Source organism: Pseudomonas sp. RIT623, assembly GCF_004519305.1.
Classification (GTDB): domain Bacteria; phylum Pseudomonadota; class Gammaproteobacteria; order Pseudomonadales; family Pseudomonadaceae; genus Aquipseudomonas.
Genome location: NZ_SOZA01000050.1, coordinates 1 through 20,670, shown reverse-complemented (window position 1 = coordinate 20,670; position 20,670 = coordinate 1). Strand labels below are relative to the sequence as shown.

Annotated in this window: 19 protein-coding genes, 1 pseudogene and 1 riboswitch; of the genes and pseudogenes, 11 read left to right on the top strand and 9 right to left on the bottom strand. The window is 66.1% G+C overall.

Features of this window, described 5'->3' with window-relative positions; translation table 11 throughout:
• Positions 1–121 precede the first annotated feature (121 nt).
• Positions 122–1,003, bottom strand: a complete 882-nt coding sequence (locus tag E3U47_RS22970; protein ID WP_134693872.1) for a LysR family transcriptional regulator — start codon at positions 1,001–1,003, stop codon at positions 122–124.
• A 125-nt stretch (positions 1,004–1,128) separates the two neighbouring features.
• Here E3U47_RS22970 and argC point away from each other — a divergent pair, with 125 nt between their 5' ends.
• On the top strand, positions 1,129–2,055 hold the full coding sequence (argC, locus tag E3U47_RS22965) for an N-acetyl-gamma-glutamyl-phosphate reductase (RefSeq protein WP_134693871.1): 927 nt from the start codon (positions 1,129–1,131) through the stop codon (positions 2,053–2,055).
• A gap of 68 nt (positions 2,056–2,123) precedes the next feature.
• Positions 2,124–2,810 carry a GNAT family N-acetyltransferase gene (locus E3U47_RS22960; RefSeq protein ID WP_134693870.1) on the top strand — a complete coding sequence of 229 codons (687 nt, stop codon included), beginning with the start codon at positions 2,124–2,126 and terminating at the stop codon, positions 2,808–2,810.
• 88 nt (positions 2,811–2,898) lie between these two features.
• Here E3U47_RS22960 and E3U47_RS22955 read toward each other — a convergent pair whose 3' ends face one another.
• Genes E3U47_RS22955 through E3U47_RS22935 form a run of 5 tightly spaced genes read right to left on the bottom strand, consistent with a single transcriptional unit; the run spans position 2,899 to position 7,336 of the window.
• Entirely contained in the window at positions 2,899–3,654 is a 756-nt protein-coding gene (locus E3U47_RS22955; RefSeq protein ID WP_134693869.1) for an ABC transporter permease, read from the bottom strand.
• A complete protein-coding gene (locus E3U47_RS22950) occupies positions 3,654–4,859 on the bottom strand; it encodes an ABC transporter substrate-binding protein (protein ID WP_134693868.1) in 1,206 nt (401 codons plus the stop codon). The genes E3U47_RS22955 and E3U47_RS22950 overlap by 1 nt, the downstream gene beginning before the upstream one ends.
• Positions 4,846–5,667: an ABC transporter ATP-binding protein gene (locus E3U47_RS22945; RefSeq protein WP_134693867.1), complete on the bottom strand. Its 822-nt coding sequence runs from the start codon at positions 5,665–5,667 to the stop codon at positions 4,846–4,848. The genes E3U47_RS22950 and E3U47_RS22945 overlap by 14 nt, the downstream gene beginning before the upstream one ends.
• On the bottom strand, positions 5,664–6,728 hold the full coding sequence (locus tag E3U47_RS22940) for an acyl-CoA dehydrogenase family protein (RefSeq protein WP_134693866.1): 1,065 nt from the start codon (positions 6,726–6,728) through the stop codon (positions 5,664–5,666). Before E3U47_RS22940 ends, E3U47_RS22945 begins: the two co-directional genes overlap by 4 nt.
• Before the next feature lie 47 nt (positions 6,729–6,775).
• Positions 6,776–7,336: a carboxymuconolactone decarboxylase family protein gene (locus E3U47_RS22935; protein ID WP_134693865.1), complete on the bottom strand. Its 561-nt coding sequence runs from the start codon at positions 7,334–7,336 to the stop codon at positions 6,776–6,778.
• Positions 7,337–7,438: 102 nt separating this feature from the next.
• On the opposite strand from E3U47_RS22935, the gene E3U47_RS22930 reads away from it, so the two are divergent.
• Positions 7,439–8,356 (top strand): AraC family transcriptional regulator, encoded by a 918-nt coding sequence (locus E3U47_RS22930; RefSeq protein ID WP_134693864.1) that lies wholly within the window; start codon positions 7,439–7,441, stop codon positions 8,354–8,356.
• Between the two features lie 426 nt (positions 8,357–8,782).
• On the opposite strand, the gene E3U47_RS22925 is transcribed toward E3U47_RS22930, so the two are convergent.
• The gene (locus tag E3U47_RS22925) at positions 8,783–9,322 is read right to left on the bottom strand and encodes an Rrf2 family transcriptional regulator (protein WP_134693863.1); all 540 of its coding nucleotides are present in this window, start codon (positions 9,320–9,322) and stop codon (positions 8,783–8,785) included.
• A 259-nt stretch (positions 9,323–9,581) separates the two neighbouring features.
• On the opposite strand from E3U47_RS22925, the gene E3U47_RS22920 reads away from it, so the two are divergent.
• The 4 genes and pseudogenes from E3U47_RS22920 (at position 9,582) to E3U47_RS22905 (ending at position 14,380) form a co-directional block, all read left to right on the top strand.
• Complete coding sequence (locus E3U47_RS22920; RefSeq protein ID WP_134693862.1) at positions 9,582–10,781, top strand: NAD(P)/FAD-dependent oxidoreductase; 1,200 nt, start codon at positions 9,582–9,584, stop codon at positions 10,779–10,781.
• Between the two features lie 219 nt (positions 10,782–11,000).
• Complete coding sequence (locus E3U47_RS22915; RefSeq protein ID WP_134693861.1) at positions 11,001–12,626, top strand: methyl-accepting chemotaxis protein; 1,626 nt, start codon at positions 11,001–11,003, stop codon at positions 12,624–12,626.
• A gap of 36 nt (positions 12,627–12,662) precedes the next feature.
• Positions 12,663–12,824: pseudogene (locus E3U47_RS25565) on the top strand (NAD(P)H-dependent oxidoreductase); the annotation flags it as partial.
• A 128-nt stretch (positions 12,825–12,952) separates the two neighbouring features.
• Entirely contained in the window at positions 12,953–14,380 is a 1,428-nt protein-coding gene (locus tag E3U47_RS22905) for an ABC-F family ATP-binding cassette domain-containing protein (protein WP_134693860.1), read from the top strand.
• Here the strand turns inward: E3U47_RS22905 and thpR are convergent.
• On the bottom strand, positions 14,344–14,889 hold the full coding sequence (gene thpR, locus E3U47_RS22900) for an RNA 2',3'-cyclic phosphodiesterase (protein ID WP_134693859.1): 546 nt from the start codon (positions 14,887–14,889) through the stop codon (positions 14,344–14,346). The two genes, E3U47_RS22905 and thpR, sit on opposite strands and share 37 nt — an antisense overlap.
• Before the next feature lie 216 nt (positions 14,890–15,105).
• On the opposite strand from thpR, the gene lpxO reads away from it, so the two are divergent.
• The 3 genes from lpxO (at position 15,106) to E3U47_RS22885 (ending at position 17,132) form a co-directional block, all read left to right on the top strand.
• Entirely contained in the window at positions 15,106–16,005 is a 900-nt protein-coding gene (lpxO, locus tag E3U47_RS22895; RefSeq protein WP_134693858.1) for a lipid A hydroxylase LpxO, read from the top strand.
• Positions 16,006–16,140: 135 nt separating this feature from the next.
• Positions 16,141–16,485 carry a carboxymuconolactone decarboxylase family protein gene (locus tag E3U47_RS22890; protein ID WP_134693857.1) on the top strand — a complete coding sequence of 115 codons (345 nt, stop codon included), beginning with the start codon at positions 16,141–16,143 and terminating at the stop codon, positions 16,483–16,485.
• 77 nt (positions 16,486–16,562) lie between these two features.
• Positions 16,563–17,132 (top strand): GNAT family N-acetyltransferase, encoded by a 570-nt coding sequence (locus tag E3U47_RS22885; RefSeq protein WP_134693856.1) that lies wholly within the window; start codon positions 16,563–16,565, stop codon positions 17,130–17,132.
• A 74-nt stretch (positions 17,133–17,206) separates the two neighbouring features.
• Here the strand turns inward: E3U47_RS22885 and E3U47_RS22880 are convergent, their stop codons facing one another.
• On the bottom strand, positions 17,207–17,953 hold the full coding sequence (locus E3U47_RS22880; protein WP_134693855.1) for an outer membrane beta-barrel protein: 747 nt from the start codon (positions 17,951–17,953) through the stop codon (positions 17,207–17,209).
• A gap of 160 nt (positions 17,954–18,113) precedes the next feature.
• Positions 18,114–18,320: riboswitch (cobalamin riboswitch) on the top strand.
• 108 nt (positions 18,321–18,428) lie between these two features.
• On the opposite strand from E3U47_RS22880, the gene E3U47_RS22875 reads away from it, so the two are divergent.
• Complete coding sequence (locus tag E3U47_RS22875) at positions 18,429–20,552, top strand: TonB-dependent siderophore receptor (RefSeq protein ID WP_134693854.1); 2,124 nt, start codon at positions 18,429–18,431, stop codon at positions 20,550–20,552.
• Positions 20,553–20,670: the final 118 nt, after the last annotated feature.

Here is a 20,670-nt window from a genome sequence, read left to right as displayed (position 1 = left end):
CAACCTGACGGCTGGAAAATGCGCCGGCCTGCGTGCCAGCGCAGCAAGGAGCATAGCCCCACATCGACCGATGCGCGGGCGCTTCTCGACATGCCTGTTACCGTTCAGCCGGCCTGGCCGGTTACTGGCGTAATCGTGCCAGGGCCTGCAACACATGCCCCGTGGCGCGCTCAGGCTCACCTTGGCGACAAGCAATGCCCAACTGGCGCCACATGCCTGGGCGCAACGGTCGCCGCAGGATGCGCGGATCATGCTGGCCACCCTCGCCCTCCTGCGGCAGCAACGTCGCGCCGTATCCCGCCGCCACCAGGCTCTTGATCGCATCGTTGAAGTTCAGCTCGATACGCGCCTTGGGGTACAGGCCCGCCGCCGCGAACCACTCGGCGGTCACTCGCGACAGCTGCGTGGTGCTGTCGTTGAGGATCAGCGCCCTGCCAGCCAACCAGGCCGGCGTCACCCGCGCCGGTGGCTGCCAGTCGGCAGGCACATAAGCCATGATCGGGTCGCGCCGCCACGGCGTGACCTTCAGCCCCTTGCCCGGCTCCTGGGGCAATGCCACCAGGCCGATGTCCAGGCTGCCTTCGCGCAAGCGGGCAAGCGAGGCCTGGGAAGTGAGCACCTGGACCTGCACATCGATACCCGGATGATCCACCCGCAAGGTGTCCAGGGCCTGGGGCAGCAAATGGGCAATGGCGCCGGTGGAAGCGCCCAGGCGTACCCGACCGCTCAAGCCTTCGACCTGCCGGCGGACCTCATCCAGCGCCTGGTCGGCATCGGCCAGCAGGCGCCGGGCACAGGCCAGCAGCGTCTCGCCGATGACCGTGGGACGCACCTGGCCTCGGGCGCGGGTGAGCAAGGCCGCCCCCACCCGCGCTTCCAGCTCGGCCACATGCAGGCTGATAGTCGGCGGCGCGAGGTTGAGCTGGCGGGCGGCATCGGCGAAAGAGCCGTGATCGGCGATCACGACCAAGGTACGCAGGCGGTCAAGGCTGATTTCGCGCATGGAGCTCCAGAAGGGTTCACGGGTATTGTTCATAAATTCTGAATATCAACTTCATGATATTCAAATTTTCTTTCAGGACGACACCGACGAGCATGGTGCCATCTTTCCTTGAGCGAACCCTTACCATGCACCAGCCCCTCGTTTTCATCGACGGCGACCAAGGCACCACCGGCCTGCAGATCCACGCACGCCTGCACGGCCGCCAGGACCTGCGCCTGCTCACCCTGCCCGAGGCAGAGCGCAAGGACCCGGCACGTCGCGCCGAGGCGATCAACAGCGCCGATATCGCCGTGCTGTGCCTGCCGGACGACGCCGCCCGCGCCGCGGTGGCGACGATTCACAACCCGGCGCTGCGGGTGATCGACGCCAGTTCCGCCCACCGCACCACACCGGGCTGGGTGTACGGCCTGCCAGAGCTGGACGCGCAACAGGCCGAGCGCATCGCCCGCGCCACCCGGGTCAGCAACCCCGGCTGCTACCCCACCGGCGCCATCGCCCTGCTGCAGCCGTTGGTCAAGGCCGGGCTGCTGCCAGCGGACTACCCGCTGAGCATCCATGCCATCTCCGGCTATTCCGGCGGTGGCCGGGCGGCGGTCGAGCGCCATGAGCAGCGTAGCGAGGGCTACCTGCCGGCCTTGCAGCTGTATGGCCTGGATCTGGCCCACAAACATGTGCCGGAGATCCAGCAGCATGCCGGGCTCAGCGCGCGGCCGGTGTTCGTGCCAGGCTACGGCGACTATCGCCAGGGCATCGTGCTGAACATCCCGCTGCAGCTGCGCCTGCTGCCGGGCGTGAGTGCCGAACAGCTGCAAGCCTGCCTGGAACATCACTACCAGGGCGCGCGCCACGTGCAGGTCATGCCGCTGCACCAGCACGGCGCTGCGCCAGCACTGGACCCGCAAGCGCTGAACGACAGCAACGACCTGCGCCTGGCCCTCTATGCCAACCCCGAGCACGGGCAGGTATTGCTCACGGCGGTGTTCGACAACCTGGGCAAGGGCGCCTCGGGGGCGGCCGTGCAGAACCTCGAGCTGATATTGGCAGCCCTGTAGCCGCGCAGCGAAGCCAGACAGCGGGTAGAATAGGCACCCCTCACGTTGCACCCGGAGCCCTACCCGCGATGTTCATCCTCCGCCGCCTCGACGGCGTGCCGCCCGAATCCTTCCAGAACCAGATCCGCCAACTGGTGATCGACCACGTTGGCCAGCTCAGCAGTGTCGCCATCAGCCCGGACAACCCGCTCTACCCGCTGTACCAGTACGGCGTGGGCCTGGAGGTGCACCAGTACCTGATGGCCCTGGACGGCACTCGCGGCCTGGCGGTCGAGCTGATCCTGGCGCTGGATGCCGAGGCCCCGGACCAGTTGCTCGGTTTCGCCCTGGCATTGCCGGCCCAGGATGACTCGCAGGCCTGCGCCCTGGCGTTTCTGGCGGTGGACGCCGGCCATCGCCGCCAAGGCGTCGCCCGCGGCCTGCTGGATGACCTGCGCGGGCGCTATGCCTGTGTCGAACTCAGTGCCTTCCCGGCGCAGGTGCCGTGCTTCGAGGCCATGGGCCTGCAGGTGGTGGCCAGCGCCGGCCCGCAGGTGTTGATGAGCAGCACCGGCCACGCCAGCGGTGCATTGATCGGCCGGTTGGATATCACGCCGATCTACCAGACCGTCGAAGTCATGCAGATTCACGCCTACCTGCTCAAGCAGCATGGCGACGAGGCGATGATAGAAGCGGAACAGTTGCGCGATGAGCGCCTGGACGCCCTGGCAGAACAAGCCCAGGCCTGCGCAAGGCAGCGTCTTACCCGGCATTGATGGTCGCCGCTGTTCGCCGGCAAGGCCGGCTCCTACAGTATCCGAGACCTACCTCGGCCTATAGGAGCCAGCCTCGCTGGCAAAGAGGCTAGGCATGCACCCAGCGCCGATGCAGCCCGCGGGCCAGGGCATCGAGCATGAAGCCCAGCACCCCGATCAGCAGCACCATGGCCATCAGCTCGGAATACGCCAGGCGGTCGCGGGTATCAAGGATGAAATACCCCAGCCCCGCGCTGACCCCGAGCATCTCGCACGGCACCAGCACGATCCACAGGATGCCGATGGCCAGGCGCACGCCGGTCAGCACATGGCCGATCACCCCCGGCACGATCACCTTGCACAGGGTTTCCCAGCGCGTGGCGCTGAGGCTGCGCGACAACTGCAACCAACGCGGATCGAGCTGGCGCACTCCGGCGGCAGTGTTGAGCAGGATCGGCCACAGCGCGGCGAACGCCAGCAGGAAGTAGATCGGCTGGTCGCCCACGCCCATCAGCATCACCACCACCGGCATCCACGACAGCGGCGAGATCATCCGCAGGAACTGGAACGCCGGCGTGGTCGCCGCCTCCAGATGGCGATAACTGCCCACCAGCAAGCCCAATGGCACACCGATCAGCAGCGCCAGCAGCAAGCCGACCAGGATGCGCTTGAGGCTCACCCAGATATGCCCGTACACCTCGCCCTGGCCCAGCAATTCCAACAAACTGGTCAACGTGGCCTGGGGCGAAAAACGCGCCGACAGGCCATCGGCCGCGCCAAACACCTGTACCCCTGCCCACCACAGCACCAACAGCACCGCCAGGCCAACCAAGCCCAGGGCGCCATGCACGACATGCCCACGCATCAGACCGCGAACTCCTCGCTACGCTGGAAGTTCTCGGCGATGCCGAACGCCGCCGGGCCGCCCACCGCCTCGATGGCCTTGCGCACGAAGCGCTCGTCGACCAGGTCGCGGGCAGTCTGCGCCGGGTCCAGGCCGGCGAGGAAACCGCTCTGGCCCTCGATCAGGGTGTTCTTCAAGCGCTTGACCAGTTCCTCGGTGTAGCTGGGGAACGGGTATGGCTGGAAGTCGATGCGTTTTTCATCCCACTGCTGGTGCTGGATCGCCCCGCTGGCGATGTAGCCGGCCCGGTCCTCGGCGGACGGCGCCAGGACCTTGGCCAGCACCGCCGGATCGTGCGGGGTGTACTTGTTGGGGCCGGCCTTGGACAGCAAGGCGGCGGCCTCGGCGCGGTGCTCGCGGGTCCATTGCTGGGCCTTGACGATGGCGTTGACCACCTTCTGCGACCATTCGGGGCGATTGTTCAGGTCGTGCTCGTGCATGAACACCACGCAGCAGGCATGGTTGCGCCAGACGTCACCGGTGAAGCGCTGCACACGACCAACCTTGAGGTTCTCGGCCAGGGCATTGAACGGCTCGGCGACGATATAGCCGGCGATGCGCTTGCTGGCCAGGGCCGGTGGCATGTCCGAAGGCGGCAGCACCAGCAGGTTGACCTCGTTGTCGGCCAGCTGTGCGCTGTCCGGCTTGGACACAGGCTTCAGGCCATTGTCACTGAGCATCTGCTGCAGCACCACGTTGTGGATCGAGTACCAGAACGGGATGGCCACGGTCTTGCCGCCGAGCTGTTTCATGTCGGTGATGTCCGGGGCCACGGTCAGGCCCGAGCCACCGACATGGTTCCAGGCCACCACCTTGGCCGGCACCTTGCTGCCATAGCGCGCCCACACGGTCATCGGCGACAGCAGATGGATGACGTTGACCTGACCAGAGATGAACGCTTCGATCACCTGGGCCCAACTGCGCAGCAGCACCGGGCGTTCGGCCTTGATGCCCTCGGCCTCGAACAGGCCATTGTTGTGCGCCACCAGCAAGGGCGTGGCGTCGGTGATCGGCAGGTAGCCGATGCGCACCGGGGCGTCCGGCTCGGCGGCGGCGCGCGCCTGCAGGCTGGACAGCAACGGCAGCGCGCCGGCGGCGGTGAGCATGGCGCTCAGCTTGAGAAAGTCGCGACGCGAGGTGGTGGAGCAGCAGTCATCCATGCACATGGACAGCCTCCGAGGGCAAGGGAGAGGGAGTGGTTTGGGCTGTGCGGCTTGCCCGCCGAAGGGTCTTGAGAATCTCGATACGCAGCGCGCCCAGCTCCTCGACCCGTTGCTCGCGGGGTTGCGCCAGGTCGATGTGCCACTGGCCGAGGGTGCGCGCTGGGTGGTTGCCCAGTAGCAGCACGCGATCGGACAGCAGCAAGGCTTCGTCGATATCGTGGGTGATCAGCACGGCGGCGGTGTTGTGGGTGGCGATCAGTTGCAGCAGCAGTTGCTGCATGTCGGCCCGGGTCACCTCGTCCAGCGCGCCGAACGGTTCATCGAGCAGCAACACTTCGGGCTGGCGCGCCAGGCAACGGGCCAGCGCGGTGCGCTGGGCCATGCCGCCGGAGAGCTGCGCCGGATACTGGCTGCGGGCGTGGGCCAGGCCCACCGCGTCGATGGCATGCTCGATCCGCGCCCGGCGCTCGGCGGCCGGCAGCTTGGGCTGGCGCGCGAAATCAAGGCCGAAGGCGACATTCTTTTCCAGGCTCAGCCAAGGCAACAGGCTTGGGTCCTGGAAGGCCACCGCCAAGCGCGGGTGCGGCCCTTGCAGCGCCTCGCCGTGCAGGCTGACGCTGCCACCACGGGGCTGCTGCAGGCCGGCCAGCACCCGCAGCAGGCTGGATTTGCCGACCCCGCTGGGGCCGAGGATGGTCACCACCTCGCCTGGCGCCAGGCTCAGGTCGAACTGCTCCAGCACCGCCTGCCAGCCGCCCGCGCGCGGGTAGCCCAGGCTGATGTCGCGGGCCTCGAGCAACACCTCGCTCATGCGGCGGCCGCCTGGCGTTGCAGTTCGGCGCGCAGCTGCACCAGGCTTGGGGTGACGATCGGCACAAACGCCGACTCGCGCCAGCGCCGGGCAAAGCCTTCGCCGTAGGCGCTCAGGTAGGCCTTGCCACCGCTGGCCTGCAATTCCAGTTGCACGGCATCGGCGGCGCTTTCGGCGAGGGTGATGCGCAGCTTGAACAAGGCCGCCGGCTGACCGAGGAAGCGCCCGTCGAGCAGGCCCTGCTTAAGCTCGCCGACGGTATTCTGCAAGCGCTGCAGCAGTACCTGGCGCGCCTCTTCGAGGAATGAACCGCGACCTTGCAGGTGCGCCTGCACTTCATCCAGGGCACGCCGGGCCAGGCCGATGGCCATGCCGCATTGCAGGGCGAGGAACGCCGGGCGCACCTTAGGCAGGAATTCGCGGGCATTGTCGTGCAGCAGCCAATCGCGGCCCAGCGCTACCTGATGGAACGCCAGCGCCGCGGTATTGCTCGACTGCAGGCCCATCAGTTGCAAATCGTCGGAGCGCTCCAGGCCCGGGGCCGTGGAGGGTATGGCCAGCACGAACGGCGCGCCACCGGCGTCATCCTCGATCGCCGCCGCCACCACGAAACCGCTCTTGCGCAGGTTGGTCACCCAGTGCAGGCGACCGTCGAGGTTCCAGCCATCGGCCTGGGGCTGGCCACGGACCTGCAAGGCCTCGATGCCGGACAGGTACTTCATGGCGTTGGACAGCCCGGTGGCGCCAGCCAGCTCGCCCTTGAGCAACTCGGGCAGCAGTCGCTCGCGCAGCGCCTGGTTGGGGCTGTGCAGCAGGTATTCGATAAAGGCGCGCTGGCCCCAGCAGACGAAAGCCGCGGCCAACGAGCGGCTGGCGATGGCGGCGATGGCCTCGACCGCGTCGCTGACCTGGCCACCCGAGCCGCCCAGGGCCGGGTCGATTCCGACGCGCAGCAGTTGCGACTCGGCGATGTGCGCCAGCACCTGGTGCGGATCGCACTGGCCCTGGTCGATGGCTTCGGCATTGGCGTCCAGCCATTGGCCAAATGCGTGATCAAGCATGTCCCTACTCCTGTTGAAACGCCGGACGCGCCGGCACCAAGCCTCGATCAGGCCGAAGGCTGCCAGCGGTATTTGCTCAGCTCGTCGTTGAGCGGCGTCTGGGCGAACACATTAGCAAAGTTGCACAGGGTAGCGAGACTCACTCCGAGAATCACTTCCAGGGCATTGCCTTCGCTGAAACCGGCGTCGCGCAAGGCTTGATAGGTGGCGTCGCTGACATTGCCACGAGTGGCGATCACTTCGCGGGCGAATTCGGCCAGGGTTTCGTAGCGCGCATCAGGCAGTTCGCCACGGGCGCGCAGGGCATCGACCACCTCCTGGGGCAGCTTGGCCTTGTTCAGCGCCACGGCGGTGTGGCCGGCGACGCAGAAGTCGCAACCGTGCTGGGTGGCGGCGATCAGCTGCACCACTTCGCGCTCGGCCAGGGTCAGCTCGGACTTGCCATTGAGCGCCGAGACGGTGACGTAGGTTTCCAGGGCGGCCGGGGCGTTGGCCAGGATGCCCAGCAGGTTGGGGATGAAACCGGAGTTCTTCTGCGCGCTCTCGAGGAACGGACGTGCGGCTTCCGGGGCGGTCTGCAGGCTGTGTAGAGTGATGCGCGCGGACATGGAGTGGTCTCCTTTGATGTAGGTCGCTACAGTCTGTTGGTTATAAGAAGTAGCATCCATATTCATCAGTCGCCTTTCCTTGCTCCAGAGTCCTTGCATTAGATGATTTCATCCAGCCACCTTGTCGATTGGTTATTAGAAGGCCTCGAACTCGATGCCAGCCTGTTCCATGTCGGCCGCTACTGCGGTGGCTGGCACGCCAGTACCCATGGCCTGGGCCGGGCCAGCTTCCACCTGGTGGTGCAGGGGCATTGCTGGCTGCATATCGACGGCCAGCCCGAAGCATTACGCCTGGAAAGCGGCGACGCGGTGTTCCTGCTGCGCGACCTGGCTTACCGGCTGTCCAGCGACCAGGACCCGGCCGTCGCCTGCGCCCAACCACGCCAGGCCATGCAGGCGCTGGACAGCAACGCCAGCGACGGCGCTGGCCTGGTGTGCGGCTTCTTTCAGTTCCAGTCGGGGTTGTCGTCATTGATCGTCGAAGGGCTGGCGGACTGGATTCTGCTGCGCGCCGACGACCCGGCAGGCACTGCGGCGCGGGCACTGTTCGAGCTGATCCTGGAGGAATGCCGGCGCGCCCCGCAGCCGTCGCAGACGCTGCTGGAGCGGCTGACCCATTTGTTGTTCCTGTATGTGCTGCGCCAACAGGTGCACGCCGGACAGTCACTGGGCGGGCTGGTCGCCCTCGCCCGCCAGCCGGCCTTTGCCGGCTTGCTGGAGCGGCTGATCGAGACGCCGGGGCAAGCCTGGACACTGGAAAGCATGGCGGCCTGCGCGGGCCTGTCGCGTTCGGCGTTCTTCAAGCGCTTCAACGAGCTGGCCGGGCAGTCGCCGGGGCAGGTGCTGCTGGCGTTGCGCATGCGCCACGCATGTCAGTTGCTCAAGGCGGGCAATACCGTCGAGCAAGTCGGCGCGCGGGTAGGCTATCAGTCGGTGGCGGCATTCACCCGGGCGTTCGCCAAGGCCGTGGGGGTGCAGCCTGGCGCCTATCGCAAGCAGCACGAAGGCCGAGCGCCGTAACCGGCGTAGGAGCCGGCTTGCCGGCGAACACCGGCACAGCCGGTGCCACCCACCGCGTCGCCTGGTTCGCCAGCAAGGCTGGCTCCTACGGGTATTGCAGGCCGCAACCGCCGTAGGAGCCGGCTTGCCGGCGAACACCGGCGCAGCCGGTGCCACCCACCGCGTCGCCTGGTTCGCCAGCAAGGCTGGCTCCTACGGGTATTGCAGGCCGCAACCGGCATAGGAGCCGGCTTGCCGGCGAACACCGGCGCAGCCGGTGCCATCCACCGCGTCGCCTGGTTCGCCAGCAAGGCTGGCTCCTACAGGTATTGCAGGCCGCAACCGGCGTAGGAGCCGGCTTGCCGGCGAACACCGGCACAGCCGGTGCCAGTCACCGCGTCGCCTGGTTCGCCAGCAAGGCTGGCGCCTACGGGTTACAGCGTTGCGTTACACCGGCAGCAGCGGAATATCCCCGGCGCCCTTCCCTTCGCGGCGCTCGCTCATCCAGTCATTGACCTGCTGGCCGAACTCGGCAGGCGCCTTGCGCCCGAAGCGCCGCGCCAAGTCGAGGATGGTCTGCTGGGCCAGGGCCTCCTCCATGCGTTTCTGCGCGCCCAGCATCACCGCGTGGATGGCACAGGTGCCCGCGGTCGCCCAGCCCGGCGCTGAACCTTCGAACACCGCGCAGCGCTCGCGGATCTCGCGGCAGTCGAAGATCTTCTTCGGCCCATCGATGGCGTTGACGATGTCGAGCACGGTGATCTCGTCCGAGGGCCGCGCCAGGCGGAAGCCACCACGCACCCCCTCGGTGGCCGCCACCAGCCCGGCCCGGGCCAGCTTGGTGAAGACCTTGGCCAGGTACTCCTGGGGCACGCCTTGCAGCTCGGCCAGGTCGCGCACGCTCGACTCGCGGCTGTCGCCACGTTCATCGACCAGGAACAACAGGCAATGGATGCCGTATTCGACGCCGGCACTGTACAGCGACATATCAATCTCCGACTAAATTTGTCGCAAATAGTACGCCTTCCATGCACGCCTGGCAAAACCTCAGTCGACCACCCGTCTTTTTTCACAGCCCCCCGAAGTGCCATGGCACAAGGGTTACAGTCAGATTCACGCGGCCCACGGCCGAGCGCGGATGAAAAAAACACTTGCGGCAACAAACTACGACCAATAAAGTCGTAGTTATTCGGCAAGCGCCCACGCCCCGATCGAACCCTCGCCCCCTACCTTGCGGAGCCTCTTCATGACCTCTCACATCCTGATCATCGGTGCCGGCTTTGCCGGCGTCTGGAGCGCCCTGAGCGCCGCCCGCCTGCTTGACCAGGCCCAGCGCGGCGATGTACGCATCAGCGTGCTGGCCCCGCAACCACAACTGCGCATCCGCCCGCGCTTCTACGAAGCCGACGCGCACACCCTGCAGGCACCGCTGGCGGCCTTGTTCGAGGTGGTCGGGGTGAACTTCATCCGCGGCCACGCCGAGCACATCGACAGCCAGGCGCGCCAGGTCGGCTATGTCGACGACAATGGCCAGCACCAGCAAATAACTTACGACCGCCTGGTACTCGCTGCCGGCAGCCAAGTGGCCCGCCCCGCCGTGCCGGGCCTGGCCGAGCACAGTTTCGATGTCGACCAGATGGAATCAGCGGTGCGCCTCGAGCAGCATCTGGCCAGCCTGGCCGACCTACCGGCCAGCCCGGCGCGCAATACCGTGGTGGTTTGCGGTGGCGGTTTCACCGGTATCGAAACCGCGACCGAAATGCCCGCCCGTCTGCGCGCCATCCTCGGCGAAGGCCAGGCCCGAGTGGTGCTGGTCGACCGTGGCAGCAGCGTCGGCGCGGCGCTGGGCGCCGGTATCACGCCGTCGATCATTGCCGCCTCGGAACAAGCCGGCGTGCAGTGGCTGACCGGCGCCTCGGTGGTGGCGGTCGATGCCGGTGGCGTGACCCTCGACAACGGCGACTACATCGCCAGCAAGACCGTGATCTGGACCGTTGGCGTCAAGGCCAGCCCATTGACCGCGCAAGTGGCCGGCGAGCGTGACGGCCTCGGCCGCCTGCGCGTTGACGACCACCTCAAGGTAGTCGGCCAGGCGCATATCTATGCCACCGGTGACGTGGCCTGGGCGGCGGTGGACGAGCTCGGCAACCACGCGCTGATGACCTGCCAGCACGCCATCCCCATGGGCCGCCACTCGGGCAACAATGCCATGGCTGACCTGTTGGGCCTGGAGCCTGTGGTGTACCGCCAGCCCAAGTACGTGACCTGCCTCGACCTGGGCGAGTGGGGGGCGACCTTCAGCGAGGGCTGGGAGCGCGAACTCAAGCTCCAGGGCTTGGAAGGCAAGGCGATGAAGCAGCAGATCAACACGGTCTGGATCTACCCGCCGGCCGCCGACCGTGCCCAGGCACTGGCAGCGGCAGACCCGCTGATCGCGATCGTCTGAGTGACTGAAAACGAAAAGCCCGTCACACAAGTGACGGGCTTTTTGTATTCGTCATGACATTGAACAACTGGTCAACAATAGTGGCACTATGTCATCATTCTGAAAAAAACAACATGAACCGTGAGGATATAACCCTTCGCAGCGCATCGAGAGCCTGACCCACCGAGCCCGGTAAACCCGCGCTCTTGACGCCTGCCTGCCACCGTCAAGGAGCGTCGCATGCAATTTCGGAACATGAAGATCGGCATTCGGGCCGCAAGCCTGTTCACCCTGCTCGGGATCCTGGTCCTGGCCATGGGCCTGGTCGCCCTCTACGAAACTCGCAAGATGGACCGCGCCACCGACGAGATCCGTATCACCTGGATGCCCGCCGTCCTCGCCCTGGGCGAAGTCAGCAGCAACCTTGGCCGCGCCCGCGCCCTCACCCTGCGCAGCGCCCTCGAGGAAAGCGCCGCCGCGCGCCAGGCCACCCTGGCCAGGATCGTCGAGGTCAACCGTCAGCTCGAAGACGACCTAAAAGCCTACGAGAAAACCATCATCAATGCCGACGACCGCGCGCTGTTCAGCACCTTCATGGGCCTGAGCGAACGCTATCACGGCCTGCAGAAAGCCATTCGCGATGCCGCCGCCGACGAGCAACTGGACGAGGCGCGGCGCCTGATCAACGGCCCGCTGGCCGAGTACGCCGACAGCATGATGCACGCCCTGGCCGCGCTGATCGACTACAACACCAAGGGCGCCGAACAGGCCTCGTTGCGCAGCAGCGACGCCTCCGACGAAGCCTTCGCCCTGATCGTCGCCACCCTGGCGCTGATCCTGCTGGCCCTGGTCGCCATCGCCACCCTGCTCACCCGCAGCATCGTCCTGCCCCTGGCCGACGCCGTGGCCGTCGCCGAGCGGGTCGCCACCGGTGACCTGACCCGCGAGATCACCATCACCGGACGCGACGAACCGGCCCTGCTGCTGCGCGCCCTGAGCCGCATGCAACACAGCCTGCGCGACACCCTGCGGCAAATTGCCGGGGCCTCCGACCAACTCGCCTCGGCCTCCGAGGAACTGCACACCGTCACCGAGGACACCAGCCGCGGCCTGCACCAGCAGAGCGCCGAGATCGACCAGGCCGCCACCGCCGTCAACCAGATGACCGCCGCGGTCGAGGAAGTGGCCAACAACGCGGTGAGCACCGCCGATGCCTCCAAAGGCGCCGACCAGACCAGCCGCGACGGCCGCGACCAGGTCAATCAGGCGCTGAGTTCGATTCAGCATCTGGTCAACGATGTCACCGGCACCTCGAGTGAGATCGAGCAACTGGCCAACAGCGCCAACGAAATCAGCCGGGTGCTCGATGTGATCGGCTCGATCGCCGGACAGACCAACCTGCTGGCCCTCAACGCCGCCATCGAGGCGGCTCGCGCCGGCGAGGCCGGGCGTGGCTTCGCGGTGGTCGCCGACGAGGTGCGGGCGCTGGCCCACCGCACCCAGCAGTCCACCGCCGAGATCGAGCAGATGATCGGCGCGATCCAGAACGGCACCGAGCGCGCGGTCAGTGCCATGCACAGCAGCCAGGGGCGCGCCAGCGGCACCTTGGAAGTGGCGCAGGCGGCCGATCAGGCCCTGGAACTGATCGCCGACGCCATCGCCTCGATCAACCAGCGCAACCTGGTGATCGCCAGCGCCTGCGAAGAGCAGGCGCAAGTGGCGCGGGAAGTGGACCGCAACCTGCTGAACATCCGCGACCTGGCGATGCAGACCTCGGCCGGGGCCAACCAGACCAGCGCGGCGGCCCAGGACCTGTCGCGCCTGGCGGTGGACCTGAACGGCATGGTGGCGCAGTTCAAGCTGTAACCCCAACAGGGCTATCGTTGCCGCTCGACCATCGCCACCGTACACCGACGCCTGGGCAAACCACCCGCCGATGTGCTGGCCGAACAAGCCCGCATCGAACGCGCCGATACCCTGCTGCTGGTCTACCCCATCTACTGGTGGTCGCTGCCGGCCCTGCTCAAAGGCTGGGTCGAGCGCGTATTCAGCAATGGCTGGGCCTTGGCTTGTTCGACAACCTGGACAACGCTGCTTGAACGGCCGGCCGGCGCGCGCGGGTACGCCGCGACGCCATGAACGGCTATCATGGTCGCGCGTATCTGGACTCGGGCACGGAGGCCCACGCCGCCATGGCCATGATCGAATTGCACGGTATCAGCCTCAATCACGCCGGCAAGCAGTGCTTCAGCGGCATCGATGCACGCATCGAATGGGGGCAGCGCATCGCCATCATCGGTGACAACGGCAGCGGCAAGTCGTCATTGCTGCGCCTGTTGCAGGGCAGCCTGGCGCCCAGCGAAGGGCGCATCGAACGCCATGGTGGCCTGCGCATCGGCCACCTGGCGCAGGTGCTGGACAACGCGTCGTCACTCAGCGGCGGCCAGCGGGTCAACCAGGCCCTCAGCCAAGCCCTCGCCCCAGGGCCCGACCTGCTGTTGCTCGACGAACCGACCAACCACCTGGACAGCCACAACCGGCGCTCGCTGTCGCGCATGCTCGAGCATTTCCCCGGGACCTTGGTGTTGGTCACCCATGACATCACGCTGATGAACCAGGCCTGCGACACCCTGTGGCACCTGCACCACGGACGCCTCGAGGTGTTCAACGGCAACTACGCCGACTACATGGCCGCACGCGACCTGCAGCGCGCCCAGCTCGACAAGCGCATCAGCGCCGTGCGCCAGGCCCGTGACAGCACCCACGACGCATTGATGCAGGAGCAGGCCAGGGCCGCCAGCGCCCGCAAGCGCGGCGCCAAGGCGATCGAGAACCGCAAGTGGGCCACCATACGTTCGCCGACCAAGCTCGGGCGCGGCAGCACCACCGCCGGCCGCAAGCAGGCGCAGATCCTGCAAGCGCAGCGCGACCTGGGCGCGCAACTGGCCGAGCTGCGTCCAGAGCCGGTGATAGTGCCGCATTTTCAACTGCCGGGCGCACAGCAGTCGTCACGGGTGCTGATCCAGGTGCGCGACGCCAGCATCGGTCACGACCAAACCCCGGTGCTCAGCGGCATCGACTTGCAGTTGGCCGGCGGCGAACGCCTGGCCGTGACCGGCGCCAACGGCAGTGGCAAGTCGACCCTGGCGCGAGCCCTTCTCGGCGATCCAGCCGTATGGCGCCAAGGTGACTGGTTGACCCCAGCCCCCGAGGACATTGGCTACCTCGACCAGCACTATGCCACCTTGCCGGCTGACCTCAGCGTCCTGCAAGCGCTGGCCAGGCAGGTGCCCGAATGGACGCTGGCGCAATTGCGCGCCCATCTGGCGGACTTTCTATTCCGCCAGGCCGAAGCGGTGCAGGCACCGGTACAGGCGCTGTCCGGCGGAGAAAAGGCACGCCTGACATTGGCCTGCATCGCCGCGCGCCCGCCCCAGTTGTTGATCCTCGACGAACCGACCAACAACCTGGATTTGCGCACACGTAACCATGTGCTGGAGGTGCTCGCCCACTACCCCAATGCCCTGCTGGTGATCTCCCACGACCAGGGCTTCCTCGACGCTCTGGGGATCACGCGCAGCTTTCACTGTGCCAGGGGCCACTCGGCCAGCGGCCAATAGCGGCCCTTGCGTGACTCGTACAAGGTGAAGTGCCGCGCCATCAAGTAAAACTCCGGCGCCTCGCTGGCTTCCGGGACCTGGCCGCGATAGTCCCGCGACAAGGTCAGGTGCGGCCGGTACTCGCGCGTCGGCGCCGCGATGCCCAACGGCAACAGCGCCTGGTGCAAGGCGTAGACCAGTTGCCGCAAGGCAACGGGCGCCTGTTCGGGTTCGAGCACCAGCGCCGCGGCGCGCGGCCAGACTTGCAAGCGGTCCAGCAGCACGCGCAGCGGCGCCTGCGGGCGCGCCAGGCGCTCGACCGCGGCGCAGATCGCCGGCACCTGGGCGGTGTCGACATCGCCTAGAAACGCCAGGGTGACATGGAAGTTTTCCGCCGGCACCGGCTTGCCGCTGCGCAGGCCCAGGCCTCGCCGCCATTGCGCCAGGGCCCGACACTGGGTATCGGTGACCGGCAGGGCGAAGAACAGGCGCTTGAAGGGTACCCCGCTCTGGCGTGCATCCTGGATCATGGGGGGCTCCTTGGCAGCGAATCGTGGGCATGAGTGTAACGCTCCTACCATAGGAAAAGACTGCACAGGCAGTTGAATCGTTTACGCAAACTGTAGGGCCATCCCACCTAAGTCGTGTGGATTTGTCGCAACAATAGGTACAAACCCAGGCCACGATTGTTTATGCTGGCGGGCTTACGCCATGGCGCATGGCCATTTTTCGACAAGTAAACGTCCATGAAAATTGCACTCGTACTGATCTTCGTACTCTCGATCGCCTATGTTCACCTGCGCGGCCGGGTTCGCCACAAACTGACCCGCCAGTTGGGCGACCACTCCAGCTTCCTGGCCCCGGTCAACGCCTTCCTCTACCTGTTCTCCAAGCACCCGGCCAAGCCGTACCTGCCGGTGGAGTCTTTCCCAGAACTGCAGGTGCTGCAGGACCACTGGCAGGAGATCCGCGCCGAAGGCCAACAGCTGTTGCAGGCCGGCGAGATCAAGAAATCCGACAACTATGACGATGTCGGCTTCAATTCGTTCTTCAAGACCGGCTGGAAGCGTTTCTACCTGAAGTGGTACGGCGAGAGCCACCCTTCGGCGATGACCTTGTGCCCACGCACCACCGAACTGCTGCAAGGCATCGGTTCGGTCAAGGCGGCGATGTTCGCCACCCTGCCGCCAGGCGCCAAGCTGGTGCGCCACCGCGACCCCTACGCCGGCTCCTACCGCTACCACCTGGGCCTGGATACGCCCAACGACGACGGCTGCTACATCGACGTCGACGGCGAGAAGTACTCCTGGCGCGACGGCGAGGGCGTGGTGTTCGACGAGACCTACATCCACTACGCCGCCAACACCACCGAGCACAACCGCATCATCTTGTTCTGCGACGTCGAGCGCCCGCTCAAGTACCGCTGGGCAAGCGCGTTCAACCGCTGGTTCAGCCGCAACGTGATGGCCGCCGCTGCCGCGCCCAACGACGCCAACGACAAGACCGGTGGCATCAACCGCCTGTTCACCCGCATCTACAAGATTCGTGAACGCGGCAAGGCCATGAAAAAGCGCAACCGCACCCGCTACTACCTGGAAAAATGGGCCGTGGTCGCTGCCCTGGTGCTGGTGTTCATCTACATCTGACCGGGTGCCTTCGCTGGCAAGCTCGCGCCCTCAGGGAGACGAGCTTGCCAAAGCCCCTCCCTCCTTATGTACCCCGCCGCCGCCAACATCGACTAGCCTGAAAGCTCCTGTTGCCAACCTGACAAGGTGAACACGATGAGCATGATGGACTGGGACGCCTACCGTAAGCAGTTGATGGCCGGCATCGGCGATCTCAAGCAACTTTCCCCCGATACCGTGGCCGGTTACATGACCGCCAGCGGCGCCGGCGCCAAGACCAACCACCTGGATGCCAAGACCCGCGAACTGATCTCCCTGGCGGTGGCCGTCACCACCCGCTGCGACGGCTGCATCGCCGTGCATTCGCAGCAGGCGGTCAAGCATGGCGCCACCCGTGAGGAAATCGCCGAGGCGCTGGGCGTGGCCGTGGCGATGAACGCCGGCGCCGCGCTGGTCTACTCGGCCCGGGCCCTGGATGCCGTGGGCAAGCCCGGCGCCTGACGCACCAGGCGCCGTCGCTCTTGCACGACGGCGCCGCGCCGCCCAGACTGAGCGGCTCAGTACCCGCAGGAACCACCATGATCCAAATCCGCCCCATGACCCCGGAAGACTTCGAACGCTTCTGGCCCACCTTCCAGGCCATCGTCCAGGCTCGCCAGACCTACGCCTTCGACCCTGGGCTCAGCTTTGAACAAGCGCGCGCGCTGTGGCTGCAAGCTCCGCTGCGCACCCTGGTGGCCGAGGCCGACGGCGCGCTGCTGGGTTCGTATTTCCTCAAGGCCAACGCCGCTGGCCCCGGCGGGCACGTGGGCAACTGTGGCTACATGGTCAGCGAGCACGCCCGTGGCCGTGGCGTGGCCAGGCTGATGTGCGAACACTCGCAGAAACTCGCCCGCCAGGAGGGGTTCCTGGCCTTGCAGTTCAACTCGGTGGTGGCGACCAACGAGGTGGCCGTGGCGCTCTGGCACAAGCTGGGTTTCGACACGGTCGGACGCCTGCCCAAGGCCTATCGACACGCCGAACTGGGGTTGGTGGACTGCCTGGTGATGTACAAGTGGCTGGCCGACCAACCGGTGCTGGAGAAGCCGCCGTTGTTGATTGGCCGCAAGAATATCGAGGCACGGGTGTCGCGTCGGCGCGGTCGCTGACCGGCGCGCCAAAAGCGTAGGCGCCGACTGGCCGGCGCCTACCGATTGCGCGGTACCTGGGAGCGCTCAGGCGCTTAGAACGCCAACCCCACCTTCACCCCGAACTCATCACGCTTGAGCTTGGTGTTGTCAGCCACCGGAGTGTCCTCGTCGAGCTTGTATTCGGTGCGGGTGTAGTACGCCCCCACCTGCACCGGCATGCCGCCTTGCTGGTTCATCAGCAAGGTGACCTCGGCGTAAGGATTGGTGCGATCCTTCATGTCGACGCTGTCGCTGCCGTAGTCATCGACCTTCAGGCGCGCCCGCCCATCGATGCTACGCCGTGCCCCCACTTCCACGCGCAGGGTCGAGGCATCGAACTGGTGGTTGTAGCCCAGCGCTGCCTTGGCGAACGGCGACTTGTAGGTCAGCCGCGTGTCGAGGTCGTTGATCTCGGGCTCGAAGCGTGTCCAGCTGTAGCCGCCGCCCAGCGTCAGGTCGACGAAGTTGCGCGCATCCAGCGCGGCGCGCCAGCCCAGGTCGAGGTCGGCCTGGGCCTCCTTGAGCTTGTTGTCGCTCTTCTTGCCGTACTTGGCCTCGGCGCCGATCTGGTAGATGAAGCCGGATTCGGCGGTCATCTTGTTGCCGAAGGTGGCGAACACACCACCCTGGCCCATGTGCTCTTTGTCCGATTCGCTCCCGCCCTCGAACTTGAACTTGTCGTAGGCCCCCAGCAGGCCGAGGGTGAACAGCGGATCGCTGCTCGGCGCCGCAGTGGCGGCCAGGGGCGCGCCGAGCAAGGCCAGCAGGCAGGAATGACGCAACAGGTTACGAGTAAACATGCGCAGCAGTCTCCATGACGTGAATGAATGACGAACGACCGGTTCGAGGCAACGCCACTGGGGAAAGTTCGAAAAAGTTTCGACAAATACCGCTAACTCGCTAAAGCGTCACAGATTTTGCCTTCATTCAAACGATTGACTCCCTGCCGGTTCGATGGTCAGATGCGCGCCAGTTTCAGGTGTCCTGCGCCGCCGCGCGCAGGGTGAAACGGGAAGCCGGTGCGTCGTTTTCCACGACAAGTCCGGCGCTGCCCCCGCAACGGTAAGCGAGCGAAACCTTCGACACACCACTGTGCACAGGCATGGGAAGGTGAAGGCTTCATGACCCTCGCAAGCCCGGAGACCGGCCTGAGGCTTCACTTGGCAACCCGCGGTGGGCGGGCGCAGGCCGGTATCCGCGTGCGCGCCCGCCTACGCGATTCGCCTTTGCGTGTTTTCCACCGGGATCCATTCATTCCTGTAGCAGTGGAACGACATGTCCCGATTCAACAAGCTTCACACCCTGGCGGCCTGCCTGGCCGTGTCCCTGCCCGCGCTGGCCGACGATCAGCCCGGCGCCACGCTTACCCTGCCCTCCACGGCGATCACCGACAACCGCGACCCGCAGGCCATCGACCTGGCGACGCCGACGCAAGCCGGCTCGCGCCTGAACCTCAGCGCCCTGGAAACACCAGCCAGCACCAGTACCCTCACCGAGGCGCAGATACTCGGGCGCAATAACCAGACCGTGCAGGACGCCGTGACCCGCTCGCCGGGCATCACCTTCATCGGCTCCCCGGGCGATGGCGGCACTGGCCTGTCGGCACGCGGCTTCAGCGGCCAGAGTTCGGTGATGACCCTGTTCGATGGCTCGCGACTCTACGCTGGCGCCGGAACCCTCACCTACCCGGTCGACCCGTGGATGGTCGAGCGTATCGAGGTGGTCCGCGGCCCGGCCTCGGTGCTGTATGGCGAAGGCGCCACCGGCGCGGTGGTCAACGTGATCCCGAAGAAGCCCTTCAGCGGCGACATCCGCAACCACCTGCGCCTGGGCTACGGTTCCTGGGACCGCCAGCAGCTCGGCCTGGACAGCGGCGGCAGCCTGAGCGACCGCCTGAGCTACCGCCTCACCCTGAACCAGCAAGCTGGTAACGGTTGGGTCGACCGCACCGACTCGCGCAGCCTGGCGCTGTCGGCGGCCCTTCGCTTCGATGCCACGGACGACCTGAGCTTCACCCTCTCCCATGAACGCGGCGACGCGCAACCGGCCAACTATTACGGCACCCCGCTGATCGACGGCCACCTGCGTGGCAGCCTGCGCAAGAAGAACTACAACGTCAGCAACGACCAGCAGCGCTACCACGATGAATGGACCCGGCTGACCAGCGACTGGCAGATCAACGACAGCCTCAGCGCCAGCAACCAGTTGTACTACATCAAGAGCCGCCGGCACTGGCGCAACGCCGAGGAGTACGCCTGGGATGCCGATAGCGCGCTGATCCAGCGTCGCAGCTTCCTGGAGATCAGGCACAACCAGGAACAAATCGGCGACCGCCAGAGCCTTACCTTCGAGCATGCGCTGTTCGGCCTGGCCAGCAAGACCGTGGTCGGCGCGGAGTACAACAAGATTCGCTTCAATGTCGACAGCAACTCGCCCTACAACGACAACGGCAGTGACCCACTCGACCCTTGGCAGCCCACCCCTGGCGGTTTCCACAGTGGCTCGCCGCTGCGCCCGCAAATGCTGTCCAAAACCAGCACCTTTGCGCTTTTCGCCGAAAACCGAACGCAACTCACCGAGCGCCTGTCGTTGGTGACCGGCGTGCGCCGCGACCAGAACCATATCGACCGTGACAACCTGGTCGATGGCACTCGCAGCGACCGCAGCCTGAGCGGTGGCAACTGGCGTGCCGGGCTGGTGTTCGCGGCCACCGACGACTTGTCGCTGTACGGCCAGTACTCCACCAGCGAGGACGGCGTCGGCGACCTGCTGACCTTGCGTCCCGAGCAGCGCCTGGAACTGACCGAAGCCAAGCAGACCGAGCTGGGCTTGAAACAACGCTTCTGGGACGGACACGGCGAGTGGACGCTGGCGGCCTACCACATCGTCAAGAAGAAGCTGCCGGTGTATGACGTGGTGTCCAAGCGTAGCCAGCAAGCTGGCCAACAGACCTCCGACGGGCTCGAAGCGAGCCTGGAACTGGCCTTGGGCAACCAGTGGCAGGTATCGGCGAACGCCGCACTGGTGCGGGCCAAGTACGATGATTTCATCCAGCGCAGTGGGGGGATGGTTTACGACCGGGCCGGCAACCACCCGCAAGACGTTCCGCGTCGAACCGCCAACCTGTGGTTGAGCAAAGGCTTCGGTCAGACCGTCGACGCGGGCATCGGCCTGCGCTATGTGGACGAACGCTACACCAGCGCCGCCAACGACGCCAAAGTGCCTGGCTACACCGTGGTCGATGCCAACCTCGGCTGGCAGTTGCTGCCCGACGTCCGCCTGGGCCTGCAGGTGAACAACCTGTTCGACCGCCAGTACGCCCAGTCCAGCTACAGCGGTGAGCAATGGCTGCTGGGGGCGCCCAGGTCGTACTTCGCTACGGTCGACTACAGCTTCTAGGGTCCCCCGCCATGCGCTACTCCTGTAGGAGCCAGCTTGCTGGCGAAGCAGGTGACGCGGTGGTTGGCACCGGCTATGCCGGTGTTCGCCGGCAAGCCGGCTCCTACACATTTGCGGC

Coding starts and splice junctions, on each gene's coding strand:
- E3U47_RS22970 (WP_134693872.1), bottom strand. CDS start 1,003: ATGCGCGAAATCAGCCTTGACCGCCTGCGTACCTTGGTCGTGATCGCC.
- argC (WP_134693871.1), top strand. CDS start 1,129: ATGCACCAGCCCCTCGTTTTCATCGACGGCGACCAAGGCACCACCGGC.
- E3U47_RS22960 (WP_134693870.1), top strand. CDS start 2,124: ATGTTCATCCTCCGCCGCCTCGACGGCGTGCCGCCCGAATCCTTCCAG.
- E3U47_RS22955 (WP_134693869.1), bottom strand. CDS start 3,654: ATGCGTGGGCATGTCGTGCATGGCGCCCTGGGCTTGGTTGGCCTGGCG.
- E3U47_RS22950 (WP_134693868.1), bottom strand. CDS start 4,859: ATGTGCATGGATGACTGCTGCTCCACCACCTCGCGTCGCGACTTTCTC.
- E3U47_RS22945 (WP_134693867.1), bottom strand. CDS start 5,667: ATGAGCGAGGTGTTGCTCGAGGCCCGCGACATCAGCCTGGGCTACCCG.
- E3U47_RS22940 (WP_134693866.1), bottom strand. CDS start 6,728: ATGCTTGATCACGCATTTGGCCAATGGCTGGACGCCAATGCCGAAGCC.
- E3U47_RS22935 (WP_134693865.1), bottom strand. CDS start 7,336: ATGTCCGCGCGCATCACTCTACACAGCCTGCAGACCGCCCCGGAAGCC.
- E3U47_RS22930 (WP_134693864.1), top strand. CDS start 7,439: ATGATTTCATCCAGCCACCTTGTCGATTGGTTATTAGAAGGCCTCGAA.
- E3U47_RS22925 (WP_134693863.1), bottom strand. CDS start 9,322: ATGTCGCTGTACAGTGCCGGCGTCGAATACGGCATCCATTGCCTGTTG.
- E3U47_RS22920 (WP_134693862.1), top strand. CDS start 9,582: ATGACCTCTCACATCCTGATCATCGGTGCCGGCTTTGCCGGCGTCTGG.
- E3U47_RS22915 (WP_134693861.1), top strand. CDS start 11,001: ATGCAATTTCGGAACATGAAGATCGGCATTCGGGCCGCAAGCCTGTTC.
- E3U47_RS22905 (WP_134693860.1), top strand. CDS start 12,953: ATGGCCATGATCGAATTGCACGGTATCAGCCTCAATCACGCCGGCAAG.
- thpR (WP_134693859.1), bottom strand. CDS start 14,889: ATGATCCAGGATGCACGCCAGAGCGGGGTACCCTTCAAGCGCCTGTTC.
- lpxO (WP_134693858.1), top strand. CDS start 15,106: ATGAAAATTGCACTCGTACTGATCTTCGTACTCTCGATCGCCTATGTT.
- E3U47_RS22890 (WP_134693857.1), top strand. CDS start 16,141: ATGAGCATGATGGACTGGGACGCCTACCGTAAGCAGTTGATGGCCGGC.
- E3U47_RS22885 (WP_134693856.1), top strand. CDS start 16,563: ATGATCCAAATCCGCCCCATGACCCCGGAAGACTTCGAACGCTTCTGG.
- E3U47_RS22880 (WP_134693855.1), bottom strand. CDS start 17,953: ATGTTTACTCGTAACCTGTTGCGTCATTCCTGCCTGCTGGCCTTGCTC.
- E3U47_RS22875 (WP_134693854.1), top strand. CDS start 18,429: ATGTCCCGATTCAACAAGCTTCACACCCTGGCGGCCTGCCTGGCCGTG.